This is a genomic window from Streptococcus sp. FDAARGOS_192 (genome assembly GCF_002073815.2).
Taxonomy (GTDB): Bacteria; Bacillota; Bacilli; order Lactobacillales; family Streptococcaceae; genus Streptococcus; species Streptococcus salivarius_H.
Map to the genome: position 1 here is coordinate 164,286 of NZ_CP020431.2, position 22,960 is coordinate 187,245.

Consider the following 22,960-nt stretch of genomic DNA (forward strand, 5'->3'; position numbering starts at 1 on the left):
TAGATAATAATCACGCAAGAAAGTAAAGAAATAACCTATGACAAATCGTAAAGACGATCACATCCGTTATGCCCTCAAGTACCAGTCGCCCTACAATAGTTTTGATGATATGGAACTTATCCACAAATCTCTACCAACTTATGATTTAGATCAGATTGACTTGTCCACACATTTTGCAGGACGAGATTGGAACTTTCCCTTTTATATCAATGCCATGACAGGTGGTTCTGCCAAAGGTGGTGCAGTCAATCGTAAATTGGCTGAGGTGGCCAGTCGAACAGGTATTCTCATGGTGACGGGTTCCTACAGTGCTGCTCTAAAGGGAGAAGCACCAGAATCCTTTGACTATCGCAAAGAGTTTCCAGACTTAGACCTAGCGACTAATATCGGTGTGGATAAGTCTGTGGACTTGGGGATTAAGACGGTGGAAGCCATGAATCCAGTCTTTTTACAGCTCCATGTTAACCTTATGCAGGAGCTTCTCATGCCTGAGGGAGAGCGTATTTTCCACACTTGGAAGGAAAATGTGGCGGCTTATGCACAGAACATAGAGGTTCCACTTGTGCTTAAGGAGGTCGGCTTTGGTATGGATGTGGAAACCATTCGTTATGCCATGTCTCAAGGCATCAAGACTGTGGATATCTCAGGTCGTGGTGGGACTAGCTTCGCCTATATTGAAAATAGTCGAGGTGGTAACCGTGATTACCTCAATGACTGGGGACAAAGCACCGTTCAGACCCTCTTGCAAGCCCAAGACCTTCGTGATGATGTGGAAATCCTAGCCTCTGGTGGTGTGCGAAACCCACTCGATATGGTCAAATGTCTGGTCCTGGGAGCAAAAGGTGTTGGCCTCTCACGAACTGTCCTTGAATTGGTGGAACGTTCCCCTGTGGATAAGGTTGTAGCTATCGTTAATGGCTGGAAGGACGACCTTCGTCTTATTATGTGTGCCCTCGATTGTCGGACCATTGATGAGCTCAAATCTGTGGATTACATCTTACATGGTAAGCTACAAGGGACATATATCAAGCAAGGAAAGTAGGAAAGAGCCAAGTGCTCTTTTTTTCTTTTTCTTATTATGTTAAAATATTGTAATGTAAATCGATATATTTTTCAGTTAACGCACGCTTGTTTTCAGGAAAACATGTAGAATGATAGGTGTTAGGTTAAAGAAATATTAAAGGAGTAACTATGTCTCAGCAGGTTATTAAAGCGGACAATTTAAGCAAAAGCTTTGGGTCTTTTAAGGCCATAAGTTCCCTCACTTTCGAGGTCAATAAGGGAGAAATTTTAGGTTTTCTTGGGCCGTCTGGATCTGGTAAAACGACCACAATCAATATTCTCACAGGTCAATTGACACCAGACAAAGGGCAATCATCAATTCTAGGTAAGTCCTCTACCAAACTGAACGAGGAAGACCTTACCAATATCGGTCTAATTACGGAAAATAGTGGCTATTATGAAAAGTTGAGCCTTTATGACAATCTCCTCTTTTTTGCAAAGCTCTATGATGTTCCACAAGGGGACCTTGATGATTTGATGAAGCGTGTAGGTCTCTATGACAGACGTAAGACCCTGGCTGAAAAGTTATCAACAGGGATGAAGCAACGTATGTTACTCGTCCGTGCCATTATTAACAAACCTCAAGTTCTCTTTTTGGATGAACCGACTTCAGGCTTGGATCCGTCAACCTCCCAGTCTATTCATGAACTTATCAAGGAGTTGCAAGCAGAAGGAACGACCATTTTCCTAACGACCCATGACATGCACGAGGCGAATATCCTCTGTGACAAGATTGTCCTTCTTAATAAGGGACAAATTGTGGAAGCGGGGACTCCAAGTGATCTGATTCAAAAGTACAATACAGCTAGACGTGTCAAAATTACCTATCAATCTGGTGAGGAGAACTACCTATCGTTTTCAGAGTTGGGACAGATCAGCCAGACTGATGATATTCTAACCATCCATTCTTGTGAACCAACCTTGGAAGATGTCTTTATCCAACTAACAGGAGGTAAGCTCAATGCGTAAGCAGTTAAAATCACTTATGTGGCTCAGACGCCGAATTATCTTATCAAATAAAAGTCTTTTGCTTCAAGTCTTGCTACCATTTGGCTTTCCCTATCTATACAAAAAGCTCTATGAGGTACAAGGAACATTAAATACAGAGACAAAGTTCAATCTTCTAGCGACTTGTTTGTCTATGGCTCTTTCCCTTGGTGTAGGAAATATAATTAGTACCATTGTGTCTGAGGAAAAAGAGAAAAAGACCCTCCGAACTCTCCTTCTGAGTGGTGTTAAGACGGAAAATTACATAATCTCTACCCTTGTTTTCCCATTCGCCATTAGTCTTGCTTCAGCACTTTTCATTCCTAAAATTCTAGAGATTGACTTGGGTAAACAGTCAGATGCTTATTATCTCATTGTTTTATTAACTGCGGTAGCAATCATGCTTATCTATCTATTAATTGGTATGGTGTGTAAGACTCAAGTTTCTTCACAAATTGTTAGCTTACCAGTAATGATGATTAGCCTTTTCATTCCAACATTTTCAGGTATGAGTGACACTTTTGATACCGTTATAAAATATAGTCACATGGGACTTTTCACAAATGCACTCAGTGATTTGGACCACTTTAAGTGGCAGGACCAAAAAGCTAGTTTAATAGCCCTAATCGTCTGGATTCTAGTCTTCGCATCGCTTGTCTTCGTGCAGGCTAAGAGAATACGAAAGATTTCTTAATTCGTCTATTGATAAGATAAGTTCCTGTTTTGACTACGACGTCCGCACTCACTTCAGGAAAGTCTCAAAAAATCTATTTTTCAAAAGAATATCTTACAAAAAAGAGCGTAAGCTCTTTTTTATTATCCAATCAAGCAAAAAGTCAACTTTTCCCCTTGACAAGTTACTGCCTTAGGAGTATTATTTTCAGTGAAATACGGTAGGTGAGGCTACCACAAGGATACGGATGACTACCGCAAAGCAGTGGAGACACTACTCGTTGGTCAACAGTCCTGATCGCCAAGGTCAAGACTAAGCTCATTTCATCGCCTTGCGGAGCTAAAGCTCGAACGGTCCATTTTTTGACAGAATCTATTAAAAAATCAACCTCGAGTTTATAGAGTCTTACCTGTATATGGGTAGGACTCTTTTCTTTTGTCTGAGGTCCACCCACTATGTAAAAAAATGAAAGGAGAAACCTATGAGACTAATCGACGATCACCCCGAACCGCACCTAACCAGTCAATCGCTGATTAGTGTCTTAGGGACTCCATAAGTGATTGGCTCCTGATTAAATAAGGAGATTCCAATGTCAACAAATAAAGAAAGACTTATTGCTGCTCTTCAAGAGCCACTTGAAACAACCCTTACTCGCTACAAGACTCATTTGGATGGCTTGAAGGAAGACCAAGTAGAAGAAAACCGTGACCTTTATGGGGAAAATGTCATAACCAAAGGACAAGAGGATTCTATCATCAAAAAGATTTATGAATCTATCATCAATCCCTTTACTGTTATTCTCTTAGTCATTGCTCTGGTTTCCTTTATCACCAATGTCTGGCTTGCTAAACCGGGTGAAGAAGACCCAACGACTTCTATCATCATTGTCACTCTAGTTTTGATATCTGGTGGTATCCGTTTTATTCAAGAACTTCGTAGCGACAAGGCTGCCAGTAATTTGTCTCGCATGATTGTCAATACAGCAACAGTACTTCGAGATGGCAGTGAGCAAGAAATCCCAATTGATGAAATTGTGGTTGGAGATGTGGTCAAACTAAGTGCGGGAGATATGATTCCGGCTGATGTGGTCTTACTAGATTCTCGTGATTTCTTTGTTCAACAGTCTGGCTTGACAGGTGAAAGCGATGCTGTGGAAAAAGCTTGTCTGGCTAAAGCAGATGGTCAAAATCTAGAGAGCCTGCTTGAAAGTGAGAGCCTTGCTTTCATGGGAACTAATGTTATCTCTGGTCGTGCAACAGCCTTGGTTTTAGTTGTTGGTGATGAAACCATGATGGGAGCAATTGAGCAGACCATCAATACTTATGACGAACCAACTTCATTTGAACGTGAGATGAATTCCATTTCTTGGCTCTTGATTCGACTCATGTTGGTTATGGTTCCTGTTGTTTTTGTGATTAACGGTTTAACAGATGGGGACTGGCTTGAAGCCGGCGTCTTTGCCCTTAGTGTGGGAGTCGGTTTGACCCCAGAAATGTTGCCGATGATTATCACAGCCAGTCTTGCCAAGGGTTCTATCATTATGGCCAAGGAAAAGGTGGTCATCAAAAAACTTAATGCTATTCAAGACCTAGGGGCTATCGACATCCTTTGTACGGATAAGACAGGAACCCTGACTCAGGATGAAATCGTTCTTGAGTACCCTCTTGATATCCATGGTGACCTTGACCTTTCAGTGCTTCGGAGAGCCTATCTTAACTCTTATTTCCAAACTGGCTTGAAAAATCTTATGGACCGTGCCATTATTAGTCGAACTGAGAGAGAAGCTAAGAAACACGAGATTGTTCGTAATCTTGACCAAACCTTCCACAAGATTGATGAGCTCCCTTTTGATTTTGAACGCCGTCGCATGAGTGTCATTGTTCAAGACACTGATGGATTTGTTAGCATGGTGACAAAAGGTGCCCTTGAAGAAATGCTCTCTGTTTCTAACTATGTGGAATACAAGGGAGACATTATCCCATTGACTGACGATGTTCGTGAGGAAGTCCTTGCGGAAGTTGCACAGTTGAATGAACAAGGTTTGCGTGTTCTCGGTGTTAGCTACAAATCACAACTTAATGAAAATGACGTCTTTAGTGTTGAAGATGAAAGTGATATGATTTTGACGGGATATCTTGCCTTCCTTGACCCACCAAAACCATCAGCAGCACCTGCTATCAAGGCTTTGGCGGAATATGGTGTGACCACAAAAATTTTGACTGGAGACAATGATAAGGTGACACAGGCTGTCTGTGAAAAAGTTGGTCTAGATGTGACGCACATTCTACTTGGAAGTGATCTTGATACCATGTCAGATCAAGATTTGGCTAAGGCTGTGGAAACGACAACAGTCTTTGCTAAGTTATCCCCAGACCAAAAGGCACGAATTATCCTAAGCCTTAAGGAAAATGGGCATAAGGTAGGCTATATGGGTGATGGTATCAACGATGCCCCATCCATGAAGGTGTCAGATGTGGGGATTTCTGTGGATACAGCTGTTGATATCGCCAAAGAAACTGCAGATGTTATCTTGCTTGATAAGGATTTAATGGTCTTGGAAAAAGGTTTGGTTGAAGGACGGAAGGTCTATGCTAATATGACCAAATATATCAAGATGACCGTTTCTTCAAATTTCGGGAATATCTTTTCTCTCCTCTTTGCCAGCATTTTCTTACCATTCCTACCAATGGCACCTGTGCATTTGATTGTCCTAAATCTTGTCTATGATATCTCTTGTATCGCCCTTCCATTTGACAATGTGGACAAGGAATTTCTTAAAGAGCCACATATCTGGGAAGCCAAATCAATCATGCGTTTCATGGCTTGGATAGGACCTATTTCGTCCGTATTTGATATTTTGACATATATCTTGCTCTATTTCATCATTGTGCCAATGATTTTGGGGCATGGCTATGTTCATGGTTCACCAGAAGCAGCAGCCTTTATCATTATTTTCCAAACAGGTTGGTTTATCGAATCTATGTGGTCTCAAACCATGGTTATCCACATGTTACGTTCACCAAAACTACCATTTATTCAAAGTCACCCAGCACCATCAGTTGTTGTGACAACCTTATTTGCTGCTTTCTTTGTGACTTCTCTTCCATACAGTCCATTGGCTAGTCTCTTAAAACTCAGCCATCTAAACGGTCTCTATTTCATTCTCTTGTTTATCATCATTACTTTGTATATGCTTAGTGTTACCTTTGTGAAGCATATCTATATTAAGAAATACAAAGAATGGTTATAGGATAACTATACTTAGAAAAAGAGCATAAGCTCTTTTTTCATTACCTTTCATTCTGCCAAAACCTTTTCATTTATGGTATAATAGGGCGATTATAGATAATCAGAGGCCCTAAAAAACGTCTGTTATGAGGACATCTTTTCTAAGAAATGAGAGACTATGTTTTCAAGGCCCCTTTCTTTCGTAGGCTATCCCAGTGGGAGGTGGAGGCCCTGAGATTTGGGGCTCAAGGCTAAGACCGTCTCGAAGGAAACCATCACAAAAAAATCTTAAGAAGGAAAAAGAAAATGAGTAATTACGCTATTATCCTTGCTGCGGGTAAAGGAACTCGCATGAAATCAGATCTTCCAAAAGTATTGCACAAGGTTTCAGGCATCACTATGCTTGAGCACGTCTTCCGTGCAGTTTCAGCTATCGAACCAGCTAAAAACGTTACTGTTATTGGTCACAAGGCTGAGCTTGTTCGTGAGGTTTTGGATGGTCAATCTGCCTTCACCATGCAAACTGAGCAGTTGGGGACTGGTCACGCAGTAATGATGGCTGAAGAAGAGTTGGCTGGACTTGAAGGTCAAACGCTTGTTATTGCTGGTGACACGCCTTTGATTACTGGTGAAAGCCTTAAAAACCTTATTGATTTCCATGTTAATCACAAAAATGTTGCCACTATCTTGACTGCAACTGCGGACAATCCATTTGGTTATGGTCGTATTATCCGTAACGAAAATGGCGAAGTGACTAAGATTGTTGAGCAAAAAGATGCCAACGAATTCGAACAACAGGTCAAAGAAATCAATACAGGGACTTATGTCTTTGACAATAAACGTCTCTTCGAAGCACTTAAAAATATCAACACTAACAACGCTCAAGGGGAATACTATTTGACTGATGTTATTTCTATTTTCCGTGAGAATGGTGAAAAAGTAGGTGCCTTCACTCTTCGTGACTTTGAAGAAAGTCTCGGGGTTAACGACCGTGTTGCCTTGGCTACGGCAGAAGATGTTATGCGTCGTCGCATCAACCAAGCTCACATGGTTAATGGTGTTACTTTCCAAAATCCAAACGCTACTTATATCGATGTGGATGTGGAAATTGAGCCAGACGTTGTCATTGAAGCCAATGTTACGCTTAAAGGGCAAACTAAAGTCGGTGCAGAGTCAGTGCTTACCAATGGGACTTATATTGTTGATTCAACTATCGGTGCCAATACTGTTATCACTAACTCTATGATTGAGCACTCAGTGGTTGAAGAAGGTGTTACTGTTGGTCCATTTGCCCATGTTCGTCCAGATTCAACCCTCAAAAAAGATGTTCATATCGGTAACTTCGTTGAGGTTAAGGGTTCTACTATCGGTGAAAATACTAAGGCTGGTCACTTGACCTACATTGGTAATGCGGAAGTTGGTTCTGACGTTAACTTTGGTGCTGGAACAATTACCGTTAACTATGATGGTCAACATAAATTCAAGACCCAAATTGCTAACAACGTCTTTATCGGAAGCAATTCAACCTTGATTGCACCGCTTGAAATTGGGGATAACGCCCTCACAGCAGCTGGTTCAACCATTACAGAGAATGTTCCAGCGGACAGCGTAGCCATTGGACGTGGCCGTCAGGTCAATAAAGAAGGTTACGCTACTAAGAAGCCTCATCACCCAAGCCAACAAAAATAGGCTTAAGGCTATCTGAGCTTGGTTGTTCTTATAAAACCAGCTTAGAATGAGGTCAGAAGTAAAAGGAGTCAATTCATGGAGTTTGAAGAAAAAACACTCAAACGTGAGTCAAAATTTAAGGGACATATTTTTGAAGTTGCAGTAGACGAGGTCCTCTTGCCAGACGGTAAGACGGCTGGTCGTGAGCTCATCTTCCACAAGGGAGCAGTAGCTGTTTTAGCGGTTACCCCAGAAGGAAAAATCATTATCGTCAAGCAATACCGTAAGGCTATTGAGGCGGTTTCCTACGAGATTCCTGCGGGTAAACTGGAAGTCGGTGAAGCTGGTGAAGAGATGGTTGCAGCAGCGCGTGAACTTGAAGAGGAGACTCAGTATAAGGGTGATCTCGAATTGATTCATGAGTTTTACACAGCCATTGGTTTCTGTAATGAAAAAATCAAGCTCTATGTGGCTACAAACCTCAAGCCTGTTGAAAATCCACGCCCACTTGACGAAGATGAGTTTCTTGAAATCTATGAGTTGACTTATGAGGAGTGTATGGAACTCGTAGCTTCAGGTGTAATTCAAGATGCTAAAACCATCATCGCTCTCCAATACTATGCACTTCATTTTGGAGGAAAATAAGTTATGAGTAAGCCACTTTTGACTGACGATGTCATTGAGCAGGCCAAGCGTGGAGAAATTGACTTAGAGGATCATCCTTATTATCAGGACTATGAGGAAGAGTTCTATGATGAGGACTATGAAGCTAATTATCAGCCCTCTGCTTACAAGAGCCGTCGGATTGAGAATGCTAAACGCAATCAATTTCAACACAAGCTTAATCGCATCCTCTTTTGGGTTGTCGTCCTCTTGATTATTCTCTTCATTGCTGTCTTTTATTTCTAATAAGTCTATGAGTCAGATAGCTCTGTCTACTGATTCAGACAAGATTACAAGCTGAAAAGGAACTATATGAAAATTGGAATTATCGCTGCCATGGAGCAGGAGTTAGTGCTTCTAGTGGAGCAATTGGAAAATAAGGTTGAAGAAACTGTTCTTGGCAATACCTACTACACAGGACGCTTGGGAAAACACGACGTCGTTTTGGTGCAATCAGGTGTTGGTAAGGTTATGTCAGCCATGTCTGTGGCTGTTTTGGCAGACCACTTTGGCGTTGATGCCCTCATTAACACTGGTTCTGCAGGAGCAGTAGCACCTAGACTTAAAATTGGAGATGTCGTTGTGGCATCAAAATTGGCCTATCACGATGTTGACTTGACAGCATTTGGCTATGACTATGGGCAAATGTCTATGCAGCCACTTTACTTTGAAAGTGACTCTACCTTTGTAGAGACTTTTGAAAAGGTTTTGGCTCAAGCCTCTATCGACTCTAAAATTGGTCTTATTGCGACTGGTGATAGCTTTATTGCAGGTCAGGATAAGATTGATGCTATTAAAGGGCACTTTCCAGAAGTCTTAGCCGTGGAAATGGAAGGAGCAGCCATTGCTCAAGCTGCACACAGTGTCAAGAAACCTTTCATCGTTGTGCGTGCTATGAGTGATACAGCAGCCCATGACGCTAATATTACTTTTGACGAATTCATTATTCAGGCGGGGAAACAATCAGCTGCTATCTTAGTGGAGTTTCTCAAAGAGCTTGCCTAAAGTACTTTAAATGAGTGTTTATGCTCATTTTCTTAATAAATTTAAAGACGACTGTTATTCCTTTAAGAATGGCAGTTTTTTTCTGCTTTTAGATAAGAAAACCTTCTCATTTTTTAAAGAAAAAATCTGAATTTTAGCATTTTTCAGACGGAAATTGAATTAAAATTATGGCAATAAAATGAGAAAGGAAAACAATATTAAAAGAGAGACTCCGAAAGAAAGCTTATAATATAAGGGTTTGAAAATTTCACTATCTATTGATATCTTAGAAAGCTTTACAAAACCTCCAAAGGGGTAAATAATTATCTTGCAAAGTTCTGAAAATAGTGTATAATTCAGAATGAAAAGGGTTACAAAAATGTTAAGATTTGTAAAAATGGGAGGATAGAATCATGAATAACCGATTCGGTGATTCGAGGCAGCGTTTCTCCATCCGTAAGTTTACGGTGGGTGTTGCTTCGGTCTTACTTTCGTCTGCAGTTTTTGGTGTAAGTACCGCCAAAGCAGATCAAGCTGAAGAGCCTAAAGGCCAACCAGCGACGAGTGTACTTGAGGAAGCCAGTGAGTCTGATGGTGGGGGCCAAAGGACAAGCACTAGTGCCTCAAGTCAAGAAGTGACAGCTGAACCTACCGTTCAGGCAGAAAGTACCAGTGCTATCTCAGTAACTGCTGTTTCTAGTGAAGTTGCGCTTCAAGAGCAAACGGTTGCAAGCTCTGAACAAACGAGTACATCACAAGATAAGACTAGTGAGGGGCTCAGTGAGAAACCTGTTACAGTCAATGAAACACGTGAAGCTAGCGCTAGCGACCTCGCTGCAGCAAACAATACGAGTTCCGCTTCGTCAGATAATTTCGGACTGAAGGTTACCAACCTAAGTCGTCCGATTCCAGCGGATGTCAAGGTGACTAAGACAGGAACTGAAATCACTGTTCAAAATCCTGATGTGGAAATGGAATTTCCAAACGGAAATAGTAAGTACGCTACTAGCAAGGTTGTCTACCACAATATTCCTTTCCCTGATGATATGACTATCAATGAAGGGGATCAGGTCATTTTTAATTTGCCTGAGCAGTTGCGTTTCCGTACTAGCTACGATATCAATGTCTATAATCCAGACAATCAAATTGTAGGTCTGGCTCAAATTGATCCTGAGAAGAATCGTGTCACAACGACCTTTAATAACTATTTCCAAACACATCCCAACAATAAGCTCATGAGTTTGGAGTTGGATACCCTTTATTCTGAAGAAGTAGATGAAGGGGAACATCTTACTCTTGATTTTGAGGGACGTATCATTCATGTTTCAGTGGGTAAAGTGCAATCACCTCCTCCAGGTCAAGAAGTTATTTCTAAGTGGGGTAGTCAAGACAAGCATGATCCAACTATCCTAAATTGGCAGATGCGTCTCAATTACTCAAGACGTCTCCTTAACAACTTGAAACTGGTTGATACTTGGTCTGACAATCAAAGATTTGTGGACGGTTCTTTGCAACTTCGCTACATTGATTCGGCAGATCCTTGGATTGACAAGGGATCAGCTATGGATCTGATTAAGAGTTTCTCTTATGATGATAGTCATTTTGAGCTTAAACTCAATCAGTTGGACCGCATGGTTTATGTTTGGTATCAAACCCGTTTGACACAACCTGTTGAAGAATCAACTAACCCTGTCAACCGTATTAAACTTCATGCTGATGTTGTTTCCGATTCTTACAAGTCAACCATTCGCTTGGTAGGTGGCCGAGGAGATGCCATCGGAGATAACCTCGCTCATTTCAATCTTGAGCTTGAGAAGGACTTGACGGGTAGAGACCTTAAGGATAAAGAATTTACATTTAAATTAGTTGATGTGACTGATAGTGCCAATCCTGTTGACTTAGGGGAAACCACTAATGATGGCAAGGGTAAAATCGTCTTTTCAGATCTCTCACTCAGTAAGCCAGGTATCTATCATTATCGTGTGACAGAGGTTCCAGGTAATGACGAAGATGTGGTCTATGACAAACTAGAGGCCAATATCACCATTCAGGTTGTTCGTGAAACTGTGGACAATCAAGTCAAATTAGTTGCCAAGGTTGCCTATCCAGAAGACATTATCTTTAACAATAAATTGGTAACACCAGCCAAGGCCAAAATTGCATTTGGTAAGGAATTGACCAAGGCAGGCGTTAAACAAGATCTAAAAGCAGATCAATTCCAATTTGTTCTCAAAGACCGTTTTGGAAAAGTCCTTGAAACTGTTGGCAATACAGCTGATGGTCAGGTTGCCTTTAGTGAGTTAACCTTTAACAAGGTAGGTACTTACAACTACACTGTTGAAGAGCTTACAGGTAAGGATGATTCAATTGTTTATGACAGCATGAAAGCTGCTGTTTCTATCACGGTAACACGTGATGGCGACGCCCTTGTTTCAACCGTGGTTAATCCTAAAGACACTATCTTTAACAATAAGTTTGTGACTCCAGCTAAAGCCGCTATTCAGTTCAGTAAGGAATTGACTAAGGCAGGTGTCAACCAAACTTTGACTGCTAATGAGTTCCAATTTGTTCTCAAAGATAGTGCCGGTCATATTGTCGAAACAGTTGGTAATACAGCTGATGGTCGTGTTGCCTTTAGTGAACTTCACTTTGATAAGGCAGGAACTTACACTTATACTGTTGAAGAAGTTAAGGGAACTAACGAAGATATCATCTATGATGGTATGAAAGCGACTGTCTGGATTACAGTGACACGAGATGGTGATGCTTTGGTATCAACAGTCGCTAATCCAAAAGATACTGTTTTCAATAACTATGTTAAAGACGTGCAACCAGCCAAGGCTAAATTCGAATTGACCAAGGTTCTTACAGGTCGCAACCTCAAAGATGGTGAGTTTAGTTTCGTTCTCAAGGACGACAAGGGTAATGTTATCCAAACAGTGACCAATAATGCACAAGGAAACATTAGTTTTGGAAATATTGTCTACGACAAACCAGGTGTTTACTACTACACTGTTGAAGAAGTCAAGGGCAATGAAGCTGACGTGGTTTATGATAACATGGTGGCTAAATTCCAGGTGACCGTTACTAAGACTGTAGGTGAAAAGGAAAATCTGCTTGTAGCAGCCGTTCTCCTTCCTTTGGATACAGAATTTAACAATAGTTACATTCCTCCAAAACCTCCTACACCGCCAACACCACCGACACCACCAAGTGTCCCACCTAAACCACCAGTGGTTCCGCCAACACCACCAACTCCGCCTACTCCACCGGTGACTCCAAAACCAGCTAAGCCAGTTCAATCCTCTGAGAAATCAGGACCTCAACTTCCAGAGACTGGTCAAGCTAACGATACTGCCTTGCTTGCCCTTGGGGCGGTAGCAGAAGTGGCAGCAGTCATGGGTGTAGCATATAGCCATCGTCGCCGTAAAGACGTTTAAGATGATGACCTAAAAGATCGAGTATTCTCGATCTTTTTTAGTATTTGGCCGCCTATCTCATTAAATGAGAAATCAAGATAAAGCCAACTGCAAGATGAAATTTCTACTAAATTAAGCTATAATGAAGAGTATGAAAGTTCTACTTTATCTTGAAGGAAAATCGGTTCTTGAAAAATCAGGAATCGGACGGGCTCTCCACCATCAGATGCATGCCTTGGACTTGGCGGGGATTCCCTATACAACGGACATCTTGGGTGATTACGATGTCGTTCATATTAATACTTATGGGCCACGCAGCTTGATGTTGTTGCATGCTGCAAAACGCCGTGGCAAGAAGGTCATCATGCATGGTCATTCGACACGTGAGGACTTTGAGAATTCATTCATCGGTTCTAACCTTTTGGCCCCACTTTTTGGAAAATATTTGGCCCACATGTACCAAAAGGCTGATTACGTGATTACGCCATCTGAGTATTCCAAAAAATTGATTCAGTCTTACGGAGTTACCACACCAATCATTGCTGTTTCAAATGGGATTGATTTGAAAAAATACGGTAAGGATCCACGTAAGGAAGAAGTTTTCCGAGACTACTTTGGTATCGAGGAAGGACAGCCAGTGGTTATTTGTGCGGGGCTTTATTTCCAACGCAAGGGAATTGAAGACTTCGTCAAGGTGGCCGAAAAGATGCCTCATGTTCGTTTTATTTGGTTAGGTAGCATCAGCAAATGGTTGATTCCTAAGAAGATTCGAGACATTGTCAATGGTAAGCATCCTGATAATGTCAGCTTCCCAGGTTATTTCAAGGGAGCCGTCTTCCAGGGGGCTATGAGTGGTGCTAATGCCTTCTTTTTCCCATCTTACGAGGAAACTGAAGGGATTGTGGTGCTAGAAGCCTTTGCTAGTCACCAGCATGTAGTTTTGCGTGATATTCCTGTTTATGAAGGTTGGGTTGATGACAAGTCGGCCTCATTTGGGCACAACGTGGACGAATTTGTAGTAGCCTTGCAAGATATTATCGATGGTAAAGTGGACAAACGTGAAGAAGGCTATAAGGTTGCAGAAAGTCGCTCGATTGATGATGTCGCCCAAAAGCTTGTTGAAGCCTACAAAGAAGTATTGGAGATTTAAATGCGTATCGGATTGTTTACAGATACCTATTTTCCACAGGTATCAGGTGTTGCGACCAGTATTCGCACGCTGAAGACGCAGTTGGAAAAAATGGGACATACAGTCTTTATCTTTACCACCACTGATAGAGATGTTGACCGCTATGAAGACTGGCAGATTGTCCGTATTCCGAGTGTGCCTTTCTTTGCTTTTAAGGATCGCCGTGTAGCTTATCGTGGCTTTTCCAAGGCACTAGAGATTGCTAAACAATATAAGCTTGATATTATTCATACGCAGACAGAGTTTTCATTAGGTCTGCTAGGGATTGCCATTGCACGCGAACTTAGGATTCCTGTTGTGCATACCTACCATACTCAGTATGAAGACTATGTCCGCTATATTGCCAAAGGTATGGTTATCCGTCCAAGTATGGTTAAGTACATTGTTCGTGGCTTTATGAGCGATTTAGATGGAGTCATCTGTCCGAGTGAGATTGTTTATGACCTTTTGCTCAAGTACAAGGTTGCAGCTGAAAAACGTGTCATTCCAACTGGAATTGAACTTGAAAAATTCCAACGTCCAGAGATTACTGAAGATGATGTGGCAGACTTGAGATCCAAGCTTGGTATCGCCTCTGATGAGACCATGTTGTTGAGCCTCTCTCGTGTGTCCTATGAGAAAAACATCCAGGCTGTGCTGGCTGCTCTCCCTTCTGTTTTGGAGGAAGACGACAAGGTGCGTTTGGTTGTGGCTGGTGACGGTCCTTACCTACCAGATCTTAAGTCTCAAGCCAAAAAACTTGGTATTCAGGACAAGGTGGTTTTCACTGGTATGATTGCGCCTAGTGAGACAGCACTTTATTATAAGTCTGCTGATTTCTTCATTTCGGCATCAACCAGTGAGACTCAAGGCTTGACCTATCTGGAAGCCTTGGCTAGCGGTACCCCTATCATTGCTCACGGAAATCCTTATTTGGATAATGTGATTACAGACCAGATGTTTGGAACGCTTTATTATCATGATAATGATTTAGCCGGGGCCATTTTGGAAGCGGCTATAGCAACGCCGAAAAAAGATGAGACAAAGTGGGCTGAGAAGCTCTATGAAATTTCTGCCGAAAACTTTGGAAAACGTGTCTATGAGTATTACTTGGACCTCACGATTTCTAAGGATTTCCACAATGATTTGAATGGTGAAGATAGTACCATGAAACGCTTGACGCGTATGGTGACTTACTTGCCAACCAAGGCCATTACCTTGCCTGTTAACGGCTCGGTTCGTATCATCAAAGGCTCTGCTAAACAGGTCAAGAAAATCAAAAATATCACGAAACTATTGGATTAGGAAAGCTATCAGATTTTCCTAGTCAGATAAAATCTTAGAATTGATTAATAAAAGAGATAATTAGCTTGAAAAATTACAGTTTCATGCTATAATAACGCATAGAGACATATCAGTCATGGGAAATCTTTCAGAGAGCGTGTGTCGCTGGGAATCACGCAGAGGACATGATTGGGACTACTCGATAAATTTTTTATGCAAACATAAAACGGTGGCCACGTTAGAGCCAATCAGAGGTGTAGGACAGACGCATTTTTTGTCGTACACGAACTAAGGTGGAACCACGTTGCGACGTCCTTTTTGGATGTCGCTTTTTATATTGTTCGGGATACTTTGAGATTTTTATAATGTCTAGTATAGATAGAAAAGCTTTACTTTGTGACTAAATATTCTCTCTATTGATTACAAAAAGGACTGTTTAGAATGAAGTGGCACTATCTTTTTAGTTGAAGGAGAATTTATGGGGTTCAAATATGAAGCTATCAAGGCCTACTTGATTGACCACGGTGTGGATACTAGTCTTGCTGAGACTATGCACGCTATCTATGCTACCCAAAGACTTGGTGGAACAGCCAATGCCTATTTCCTAATTGTTTTTACAGAAACAGAGGTTTTCATTATCTCGATTACTCCTTTAGGAAAATTAGGAAAGATTATCGCTACACTTCCTGAAGAGATGATTAGGTCCTATCAGTTTAAGAAACGTTTCTTCATTGGTTACAAACTTCGTTTCGTTCTAACTGATGGTAGGGAGCTAGACTTTAATATCAACAAGATGATGATTGGTGCAGGTTGGCATAAGACAGAATTGCAAAGCATCCTAGAAACAAACTATTACAACAAAAACATTAAATAGAAAGGAAGAAGGAGCTCATTCTTTAGGGCTCTGACATCTTAATTATGATTAACATTACTTTCCCAGATGGCGCTGTTCGTGAATTCGAATCTGGCGTTACAACTTTTGACATTGCACAATCTATCAGCAACTCTTTGGCTAAAAAGGCACTTGCTGGTAAATTTAACGGCAAATTGATTGACACAACTCGTGCGATCACTGAAGATGGAAGCATCGAAATCGTGACACCTGATCACGAAGATGCCCTTCCAATCTTGCGTCACTCAGCTGCTCACTTGTTTGCCCAAGCAGCTCGTCGCCTTTTCCCAGATATTCATTTGGGTGTTGGTCCAGCTATCGAAGATGGTTTCTACTACGACACTGATAATGAAGCTGGTCAAATTTCTAACGAAGACCTTCCTCGTATTGAAGAAGAAATGAAGAAAATCGTTAAGGAAAACTTCCCATCAATCCGTGAAGAAGTGACTAAAGACGAAGCGCGTGAAATCTTCAAAAATGACCCATATAAATTGGAATTGATTGAAGAACACTCAGAAGACGAAGGTGGTTTGACTATCTACCGTCAAGGTGAATACGTTGACCTTTGCCGTGGTCCACACGTGCCATCAACTGGTCGTATTCAAGTCTTCCACCTTTTGAATGTTGCAGGTGCTTACTGGCGTGGAAATAGCGATAATGCTATGATGCAACGTATTTACGGTACAGCTTGGTTTGATAAAAAAGATCTCAAGGCTTACCTTAAACGTCTTGAAGAAGCTAAAGAACGTGACCACCGTAAACTTGGTAAAGAACTTGATTTGTTCATGATTTCTCAAGAGGTTGGTCAAGGTCTTCCATTCTGGTTGCCAAACGGTGCAACAATCCGTCGTGTTTTGGAACGCTACATCGTGGACAAGGAAGTAGCAGCAGGCTACCAACACGTCTACACTCCACCAATTGCTTCAGTTGAGCTTTATAAAACTTCAGGTCACTGGGATCACTACCGTGAAGATATGTTCCCAACAATGGATATGGGAGATGGTGAAGCCTTTGTCCTTCGTCCAATGAACTGTCCTCACCACATCGAAGTTTACAAACACCATGTGCACTCTTACCGCGAGTTGCCTATCCGTATCGCTGAAATTGGTATGATGCACCGTTATGAAAAATCAGGTGCCCTTACAGGACTTCAACGTGTGCGTGAAATGTCACTTAATGACGGTCATACTTTCGTAACACCTGAACAAATCAAAGATGAGTTCCAACGTACGCTTCAATTGATTATCGATGTTTACGAAGATTTCAACTTGACTGACTATCGTTTCCGTTTGTCATACCGTGACCCTAAAGATACTCACAAATACTTTGACAATGACGAAATGTGGGAAAATGCTCAAAGCATGTTGAAATCAGCCATGGATGACATGGAACTCGACTACTTTGAAGCAGAAGGTGAAGCTGCCTTCTACGGTCCAAAACTTGATATCCAAGTGAAGACTGCCCTTGGTAATGAAGAAACACTTTCTACTATCCAATTGGACTTCTTGCTTCCAGAACGCTTTGACCTTAAATACATCGGAGCTGATGGGGAAGAACACCGTCCAGTGATGATTCACCGTGGGGTTATCTCAACAATGGAACGCTTTACAGCTATCCTTATTGAAAACTATAAAGGAGCCTTCCCAACATGGTTGGCACCTCAACAAGTAACTGTTATCCCAGTTTCAAATGAAGCCCACACAGATTATGCTTGGGAAGTTGCTAAACAACTTCGTGACCGTGGTATCCGTGTTGAAGTGGATGAACGTAACGAGAAAATGCAATACAAGATTCGTGCGTCTCAAACACAAAAAATCCCTTATCAATTGATTGTTGGTGATAAGGAAATGGAAGACGGAACTGTTAACGTTCGTCGTTATGGACAAAAACAAACACATACAGAAGCTGTGTCAGAATTTGTAGAAAATATCCTTGCTGATATCGCTCGCAAATCACGCCCAGATGCCGAATAAAAAAAGGGTCGGTTAGCTAAGCTAACTGACTTTTTAGTAGGATAAACCATGCATGTTTTTATGAAAAGACTTTTATTTCTGATGGGAGCAGTTCTAGTCTTGTTGCTGGCTAGCTTTATCTATCATAGATTAGCCTTGCAAAGAGAAAAGGCCTCTCTCAACCCTATGGGGCAAATGGTGTCTGTGAATGGCCATGACATGAGCGTCTTTGTGAAGGGAAATGGTCCACAAACCTTAGTTTTTCTATCTGGTGCTGGAACGGCCTCTCCCATTCTAGATTTTAAAGACTTGTATGATGGGCTTTCTAAGCAGTATAAGATAGTCGTTGTAGAGAGAGCTGGCTATGGTTATAGTGAGGACACATCTAAGTCCAGAGATGTGTCTGAGGTTCTTTCTGAGACACGTCAAGCCCTAGCCAAGGCACAAGTATCAGGTCCTTATATTATTCTTTCTCATTCGATGGCCTCCTTAGAAACGCTTTTGTGGCAAGAAAAATACCCAAGTGAAATAAAAGCTATCATTGGCTTAGATTGGGCTCTACCAGAGAGTTATTCGCAATTGAGAATGCATTCCCAAATTTTACGTATGGCTCGTTTAGGAAGTCAATTAGGTCTTTTAAGGTATATACCGAGTCGCTTATATGTGCCTAATGAAAATCTAAGTAGTAGTGATCGACGCCTCTATCAACGAATAGCTTATCGTCAAATACTGTCACAAGCTATGTTAAATGAGAGCCTATCTGTTGAGGAAAATGCTAAAAAGGTTGATGCTAAGATAAATTCACAAATTCCAACCTTACTGATGGTCTCGAATGGTGGGGGTACTGGTTTTAGCCAGAAGGACTGGCGGCATTATGCGACTAGCTTTGCAAAGGACCAGAAAAATATCGAAGTGACTTTTTATGATGCTCCGCATTATCTTTATCACTATCAGACCAAAGAGGTAGCAGCAAAGATAGAGGAGTTCATCAAAAAGACGACTGATTAAATTTACATATATTATCGAGGAGAGATGTGATGCTCATTGGTTCAAAAGCCTTTCGAAACTTATGGGAGGACTGGCAAAGGGACTACCAGCCATTGCAAGTACTAAAGCTATTGTTAGCTTATATAGGGATGCCAGAGGATTTATCGGGAGAGCTTGAAGAAACCCAACACCTTTTATCTTATTTTGATCCTGACTTAGCACCGCATGATTCCTTCTGGAAGGATGTCGTGAAATTGGTAGATCTGGCTTTTCCTGATGATAGTTTGTCTAAGAATGTTTCTATAGAGCGACAAATCCATCAGCTACGATACCTGATTTCTAGTCAACAGGCCCAGTATGTGCGAACGCATTATAAAAAGCCGGGGATGACAGATAAAGAAGCTTTGGCTGTCTATCTCAGATGGAAGCCTTTCACCATGTTTGATCAGGGACGTTTGCACCAGAAGGTTTCTATCTGTGATGGCAAGGCGGTTTATCCTGATGGGATTCCAAGTGTTAATCTAAAAATTCTTCTCTATAATCGGATTGAGTTTATTCTGGATAGTCAGGGAAACTTTCTCAATGAGGTCGATGCGGAGCAGGTGACTGAGAGTGGGGTGGTTAATGGTGCCAGTTTTAACTATGGTAATTTCAAACGCCACTGGCAACTGGATGTGGAGCCGGTCCAACCACATGACCCTGATTTTCGTAATCGGATGACCAAGGGCTTTCGTTCACCCAACAAATTGAAAAAACGTTGGGGACAGCAAGCGCCTGAACAGTTTGATAAATCTTTCTACAATCCAAAAGGCATCTATGCCCAGTCTCATAGGTCTTTGGCAAATGATGTCAAACGCCAAGCCAGACTTTTTCTCGCTCTGGTTTATGGCTTTAAACCGGATCAGAACAAGCAATCAAAGGAGGTTCATATGTCTAAACAACCACAAAACAATAAGGGAACAGCAGTTCTAGGCTCACTAGTCTTTATGGCCTTATACGCCCTAGGTATTTGGCACAATGCTGTCCGAGGAAATATTCCCTTTCTCATTCTTTGGAGTGTTTTACTCCTTGTTAATGTCAGCTATTTGATTTTCCGCTTGAGAAAATAAAAAAAGAAAGTGATACAGACCTAAATGGTAAGAAATTTAGGTCCGTATCACTTTTTTGTATATTCAATGATGGCTTACCATTTGCTTTCTTCTGGGATAATAATCCAGCAAATGATGTAGAAAAGAAAGCCTGTTCCGAATAAGAAAATCGCTGCAGCCCAAATGAGGCGAATAATGACAGGGTCGATATCAAGATATTTAGCGATACCAGAACAAACACCGGCAATGATTTTGTTGTTTGGATCTCGTCTGAGTTCTTTTTTCATATGATTTACCTCCGTATGCCTTATTATACCATAACAACTTGCGGTCTAGTATTAGCTTAAGGAAGCATGAAGTAGACGATACCCAGATATTGGAGTGCTGAAGCCAGCATGATGAAGAGGTGCCAAATCATGTGGAAGTATGGTTTTTTCTTAGCGTAAAAAGCTGCCCCGACCGTGTATGACAATCCTCCGGCAAGCATAAGTCCCCAAAAGGCTGGCCCTGTCTTAGTAACGATAGCTGGAATAATGAAGATAACCAACCATCCCATCATCAGATAGAGGAAGAGGGAGAACTTTTCATTGATTTTTTTAGCAAAGATTTTATAGAGAATACCAAAAATGGTTGTTCCCCATTGGAGGATGATGATGCTATAGCCTAGCCAACCGCCAACCAGTGAGAGGGCAACAGGGGTGTAGCTTCCAGCAATGGCGATATAAATCATGCTGTGGTCAATAATTCTTAGAACCATCTTGTGGGGTGAGTTGTAATCCATAGCATGGTAGATGGCTGAGCTCAAAAACATGAGGAAAAGGCTGATAACGAAAACAGACATCCCGACCGCAGCAGTCATGCCGTAGCCGTTGTTGGCATGAACAGCAGTAATTGGCAGTAAGACCAACATGGCCACAGCTCCGACGGCGTGAGTCACACTGTTGGCAACTTCCTCACCAAAGCTTAGTTTTTTACTGAGTTTGAGGTTGGGAGAAGTATTAAAAGTAGCAGTATTAGACATTATTTCCTCCTTCAAGGTCGTTCAAAAGTTGATGGGTAGCTCGGTAGCATTGAAGCGTCTGACAGGCTGAGAGTATGACTTGTGGAGCTTCTTGAGGAAACTGACCATTCATGCAGGCTACAAAGTCATTGTAGTAGCTCTTTTGACTTTCAGTATCTGTTCGTAGGATTTCCAAGGTTTTAGCAATCTCAGAAATCTCAAAGACGGTCTTTAGACTAGTGATGACAATAAGTCTAGCTACCTGAGCAGCATTATATTTTTTCTTGATGGGTTTTGCGACATGGCCATGTTTGACATAATTATTGACCATAGAGGCGGTTAGCCCCTTGTCGTTTGGTCCCAAAGTGCTTTGGGTGACCTGATTGACATAGAGCAAAACCTGATCCAAATAGAGTTCAATCTCTGGTAATTCTTCCCAGAGAGGGTATTGTTGTGTTGTCAAATTATAAAAACCTCTTTATCTAGTTTTCATAACTAGATTATAACATTATAGAAATTCAAGTCAAGTCAGAACTTGTGAGATATGAAAAAGATGTTGAGATAAAATTTCCAACATCTTTATTTTTTATGTGATAAGGCAGAGTGATATTTTATTGCTTCATATTCTCTTTTTATGGGGTTCTGAGTTTCTCCAAAATTGCTTGTGCAGTTTCTTGGTTCATATGTTTGGCCTTGAGAAGTTCAGCCAAAACTTGAGGCATTTCTTCAGGACTGGCCCCAGCTAACAAAGCCAGGGATTTGGCTTGGAGTTTCATATGTCCTGCTTGTATTCCTGTTGAAGTCAGAGCTTTCAGAGCAGCCAAATTTTGTGCCAAACCAAGAGAGACGATGATACTGGCTAGGGTTTTGGCATCTGGATGATTAAGCAAATCATGGGCGATAGAAGCACTAGGGTTAAGTCCGATAGAACCGCCACGGGTTGCGATTGGCATGGGGAGGGATAATTCTCCAACTAGTTCCTTAGATTCCTGATTATAAGTCCATGTGGACAGACCTCGGTAGCTACCATCCTTGCTTGCATAGGCATGGCTACCGGCCTCAACTGCTCGCCAATCGTTTCCGGTCGCGATAACTAGGGCATCGATACCATTGAAAATTCCCTTATTATGGGTAGCTGCTCGGTAGGGGTCCACCTGAGCCAGTTGGCTGGCCATCTCCATTTTCTTAGCCAGGTCATGTGCCTCTTCCTTATTACGACTGAGGAAGCGTGTGCTAAGACGACAAGTCGCTGTCACAAGACTTTCAGTGGCTAGATTTGAGAGAATAGCCATGAGGCTTTGACCTTCTGACAGGTTTTCTAATTCTGGCACCAGGGCTTCCATCATGGTGTTGACCATATTGGCTCCCATGGCTTCTTGGGTATCAACGGCTAGATAGACAATGAGGAAGTCTCCTTTAGTCTCAGTCCAGAGCTTGCGAGGGCCACCCCCACGCTTAACAATAGAAGGGTGAGCCTCTTTGGCAATCTCTATAAGGTCCTGACTGGCTGCTTGAATTTTGCTTGAAGCATTATCCTTATCAGGAACGTCAAAGAGGGCAACTTGGCCAATCATTTGACGGTCATGGATTGTAGTCGTGAAACCACCAGAACGCTTAATGAGCTTGCTAGCGTAGGAAGCAGCAGCCACAACTGAGGGTTCCTCGGTAACCATGGGAACCTGATAGGTCACACCATCTACCAATACATCTGGGCAAATGGCAAAGGGGAGTGTGAATCGACCAATGACATTTTCAGCCATCTGATTGGCTGTTTCAAGGGTGAGTTGTTGGTCCTTATCCAGAAGATCTTGATTTTCCTGAGACAAAAGAGCATTCGTTTTCAAATGCTCTTTACGTTCTTGCGGTGTCTTCTTGGAAAAACCAGTCCAAGAGAGTTTAGTCATA

At 41.7% G+C, this 22,960-nt stretch carries 19 protein-coding genes and 1 riboswitch; of the genes, 15 read left to right on the top strand and 4 right to left on the bottom strand.

The features are described 5' to 3' along the window. The first annotated feature begins 37 nt into the window (after positions 1–37). From fni to A6J31_RS01910, 15 genes are all read left to right on the top strand, one after another. Positions 38–1,042 carry a type 2 isopentenyl-diphosphate Delta-isomerase gene (gene fni, locus A6J31_RS01840; RefSeq protein ID WP_080610337.1) on the top strand — a complete coding sequence of 335 codons (1,005 nt, stop codon included), beginning with the start codon at positions 38–40 and terminating at the stop codon, positions 1,040–1,042. Positions 1,043–1,191: 149 nt separating this feature from the next. Next, positions 1,192–2,031 carry an ABC transporter ATP-binding protein gene (locus A6J31_RS01845; protein ID WP_080610338.1) on the top strand — a complete coding sequence of 280 codons (840 nt, stop codon included), beginning with the start codon at positions 1,192–1,194 and terminating at the stop codon, positions 2,029–2,031. Then, positions 2,024–2,743 carry an ABC transporter permease gene (locus A6J31_RS01850; RefSeq protein ID WP_080610339.1) on the top strand — a complete coding sequence of 240 codons (720 nt, stop codon included), beginning with the start codon at positions 2,024–2,026 and terminating at the stop codon, positions 2,741–2,743. Before A6J31_RS01845 ends, A6J31_RS01850 begins: the two co-directional genes overlap by 8 nt. A 188-nt stretch (positions 2,744–2,931) precedes the next feature. Continuing rightward, positions 2,932–3,087, top strand: a riboswitch (M-box (ykoK) riboswitch). Between the two features lie 224 nt (positions 3,088–3,311). Beyond that, on the top strand, positions 3,312–5,972 hold the full coding sequence (mgtA, locus tag A6J31_RS01855; protein WP_080610340.1) for a magnesium-translocating P-type ATPase: 2,661 nt from the start codon (positions 3,312–3,314) through the stop codon (positions 5,970–5,972). A gap of 284 nt (positions 5,973–6,256) precedes the next feature. Continuing rightward, a complete protein-coding gene (glmU, locus tag A6J31_RS01860; RefSeq protein WP_080610341.1) occupies positions 6,257–7,639 on the top strand; it encodes a bifunctional UDP-N-acetylglucosamine diphosphorylase/glucosamine-1-phosphate N-acetyltransferase GlmU in 1,383 nt (460 codons plus the stop codon). Between the two features lie 75 nt (positions 7,640–7,714). Continuing rightward, entirely contained in the window at positions 7,715–8,263 is a 549-nt protein-coding gene (locus A6J31_RS01865; protein WP_080610342.1) for an NUDIX hydrolase, read from the top strand. Between the two features lie 3 nt (positions 8,264–8,266). Beyond that, positions 8,267–8,527 (top strand): cell wall synthase accessory phosphoprotein MacP, encoded by a 261-nt coding sequence (gene macP, locus A6J31_RS01870; RefSeq protein ID WP_080610343.1) that lies wholly within the window; start codon positions 8,267–8,269, stop codon positions 8,525–8,527. Between the two features lie 66 nt (positions 8,528–8,593). Then, complete coding sequence (locus tag A6J31_RS01875; protein ID WP_080610344.1) at positions 8,594–9,286, top strand: 5'-methylthioadenosine/adenosylhomocysteine nucleosidase; 693 nt, start codon at positions 8,594–8,596, stop codon at positions 9,284–9,286. A gap of 392 nt (positions 9,287–9,678) precedes the next feature. After that, positions 9,679–12,705 carry a Spy0128 family protein gene (locus A6J31_RS01880; protein WP_080610345.1) on the top strand — a complete coding sequence of 1,009 codons (3,027 nt, stop codon included), beginning with the start codon at positions 9,679–9,681 and terminating at the stop codon, positions 12,703–12,705. A gap of 130 nt (positions 12,706–12,835) precedes the next feature. Then, entirely contained in the window at positions 12,836–13,834 is a 999-nt protein-coding gene (locus tag A6J31_RS01885; protein WP_004182965.1) for a glycosyltransferase family 4 protein, read from the top strand. Next, on the top strand, positions 13,835–15,157 hold the full coding sequence (locus tag A6J31_RS01890; RefSeq protein WP_080610346.1) for a glycosyltransferase family 4 protein: 1,323 nt from the start codon (positions 13,835–13,837) through the stop codon (positions 15,155–15,157). It begins immediately after the preceding gene. A gap of 457 nt (positions 15,158–15,614) precedes the next feature. Further along, positions 15,615–16,010 carry a hypothetical protein gene (locus A6J31_RS01895; RefSeq protein WP_080610347.1) on the top strand — a complete coding sequence of 132 codons (396 nt, stop codon included), beginning with the start codon at positions 15,615–15,617 and terminating at the stop codon, positions 16,008–16,010. A gap of 44 nt (positions 16,011–16,054) precedes the next feature. Next, the gene (thrS, locus tag A6J31_RS01900) at positions 16,055–18,001 is read left to right on the top strand and encodes a threonine--tRNA ligase (RefSeq protein ID WP_002886069.1); all 1,947 of its coding nucleotides are present in this window, start codon (positions 16,055–16,057) and stop codon (positions 17,999–18,001) included. A gap of 48 nt (positions 18,002–18,049) precedes the next feature. Continuing rightward, positions 18,050–18,988, top strand: coding sequence for an alpha/beta fold hydrolase (locus A6J31_RS01905; protein WP_080610348.1), 939 nt, complete (start codon positions 18,050–18,052; stop codon positions 18,986–18,988). A gap of 29 nt (positions 18,989–19,017) precedes the next feature. Then, the gene (locus A6J31_RS01910; protein WP_013990950.1) at positions 19,018–20,076 is read left to right on the top strand and encodes a DUF3114 domain-containing protein; all 1,059 of its coding nucleotides are present in this window, start codon (positions 19,018–19,020) and stop codon (positions 20,074–20,076) included. Between the two features lie 74 nt (positions 20,077–20,150). Here the strand turns inward: A6J31_RS01910 and A6J31_RS01915 are convergent, their stop codons facing one another. From A6J31_RS01915 to A6J31_RS01930, 4 genes are all read right to left on the bottom strand, one after another. Then, positions 20,151–20,342 (bottom strand): PspC domain-containing protein, encoded by a 192-nt coding sequence (locus tag A6J31_RS01915; protein ID WP_002886147.1) that lies wholly within the window; start codon positions 20,340–20,342, stop codon positions 20,151–20,153. A 56-nt stretch (positions 20,343–20,398) separates the two neighbouring features. Continuing rightward, positions 20,399–21,076 (bottom strand): PAQR family membrane homeostasis protein TrhA, encoded by a 678-nt coding sequence (trhA, locus tag A6J31_RS01920; RefSeq protein ID WP_002886236.1) that lies wholly within the window; start codon positions 21,074–21,076, stop codon positions 20,399–20,401. Then, positions 21,069–21,518, bottom strand: coding sequence for a DUF1836 domain-containing protein (locus tag A6J31_RS01925; RefSeq protein ID WP_013990949.1), 450 nt, complete (start codon positions 21,516–21,518; stop codon positions 21,069–21,071). The genes trhA and A6J31_RS01925 overlap by 8 nt, the downstream gene beginning before the upstream one ends. A gap of 169 nt (positions 21,519–21,687) precedes the next feature. Continuing rightward, entirely contained in the window at positions 21,688–22,959 is a 1,272-nt protein-coding gene (locus A6J31_RS01930; RefSeq protein WP_013990948.1) for a hydroxymethylglutaryl-CoA reductase, degradative, read from the bottom strand. Position 22,960 lies beyond the last annotated feature (1 nt).

Bases quoted from the DNA above. Each gene is read 5' to 3' on its own strand.
- A6J31_RS01885 (WP_004182965.1), top strand. From the start codon at position 12,836: ATGAAAGTTCTACTTTATCTTGAAGGAAAATCGGTTCTTGAAAAATCA.
- A6J31_RS01910 (WP_013990950.1), top strand. From the start codon at position 19,018: ATGCTCATTGGTTCAAAAGCCTTTCGAAACTTATGGGAGGACTGGCAA.
- thrS (WP_002886069.1), top strand. From the start codon at position 16,055: ATGATTAACATTACTTTCCCAGATGGCGCTGTTCGTGAATTCGAATCT.
- A6J31_RS01930 (WP_013990948.1), bottom strand. From the start codon at position 22,959: ATGACTAAACTCTCTTGGACTGGTTTTTCCAAGAAGACACCGCAAGAA.
- A6J31_RS01865 (WP_080610342.1), top strand. From the start codon at position 7,715: ATGGAGTTTGAAGAAAAAACACTCAAACGTGAGTCAAAATTTAAGGGA.
- A6J31_RS01875 (WP_080610344.1), top strand. From the start codon at position 8,594: ATGAAAATTGGAATTATCGCTGCCATGGAGCAGGAGTTAGTGCTTCTA.
- trhA (WP_002886236.1), bottom strand. From the start codon at position 21,076: ATGTCTAATACTGCTACTTTTAATACTTCTCCCAACCTCAAACTCAGT.
- A6J31_RS01905 (WP_080610348.1), top strand. From the start codon at position 18,050: ATGCATGTTTTTATGAAAAGACTTTTATTTCTGATGGGAGCAGTTCTA.
- A6J31_RS01845 (WP_080610338.1), top strand. From the start codon at position 1,192: ATGTCTCAGCAGGTTATTAAAGCGGACAATTTAAGCAAAAGCTTTGGG.
- fni (WP_080610337.1), top strand. From the start codon at position 38: ATGACAAATCGTAAAGACGATCACATCCGTTATGCCCTCAAGTACCAG.
- A6J31_RS01890 (WP_080610346.1), top strand. From the start codon at position 13,835: ATGCGTATCGGATTGTTTACAGATACCTATTTTCCACAGGTATCAGGT.
- A6J31_RS01850 (WP_080610339.1), top strand. From the start codon at position 2,024: ATGCGTAAGCAGTTAAAATCACTTATGTGGCTCAGACGCCGAATTATC.
- A6J31_RS01915 (WP_002886147.1), bottom strand. From the start codon at position 20,342: ATGAAAAAAGAACTCAGACGAGATCCAAACAACAAAATCATTGCCGGT.
- macP (WP_080610343.1), top strand. From the start codon at position 8,267: ATGAGTAAGCCACTTTTGACTGACGATGTCATTGAGCAGGCCAAGCGT.
- mgtA (WP_080610340.1), top strand. From the start codon at position 3,312: ATGTCAACAAATAAAGAAAGACTTATTGCTGCTCTTCAAGAGCCACTT.
- glmU (WP_080610341.1), top strand. From the start codon at position 6,257: ATGAGTAATTACGCTATTATCCTTGCTGCGGGTAAAGGAACTCGCATG.
- A6J31_RS01895 (WP_080610347.1), top strand. From the start codon at position 15,615: ATGGGGTTCAAATATGAAGCTATCAAGGCCTACTTGATTGACCACGGT.
- A6J31_RS01880 (WP_080610345.1), top strand. From the start codon at position 9,679: ATGAATAACCGATTCGGTGATTCGAGGCAGCGTTTCTCCATCCGTAAG.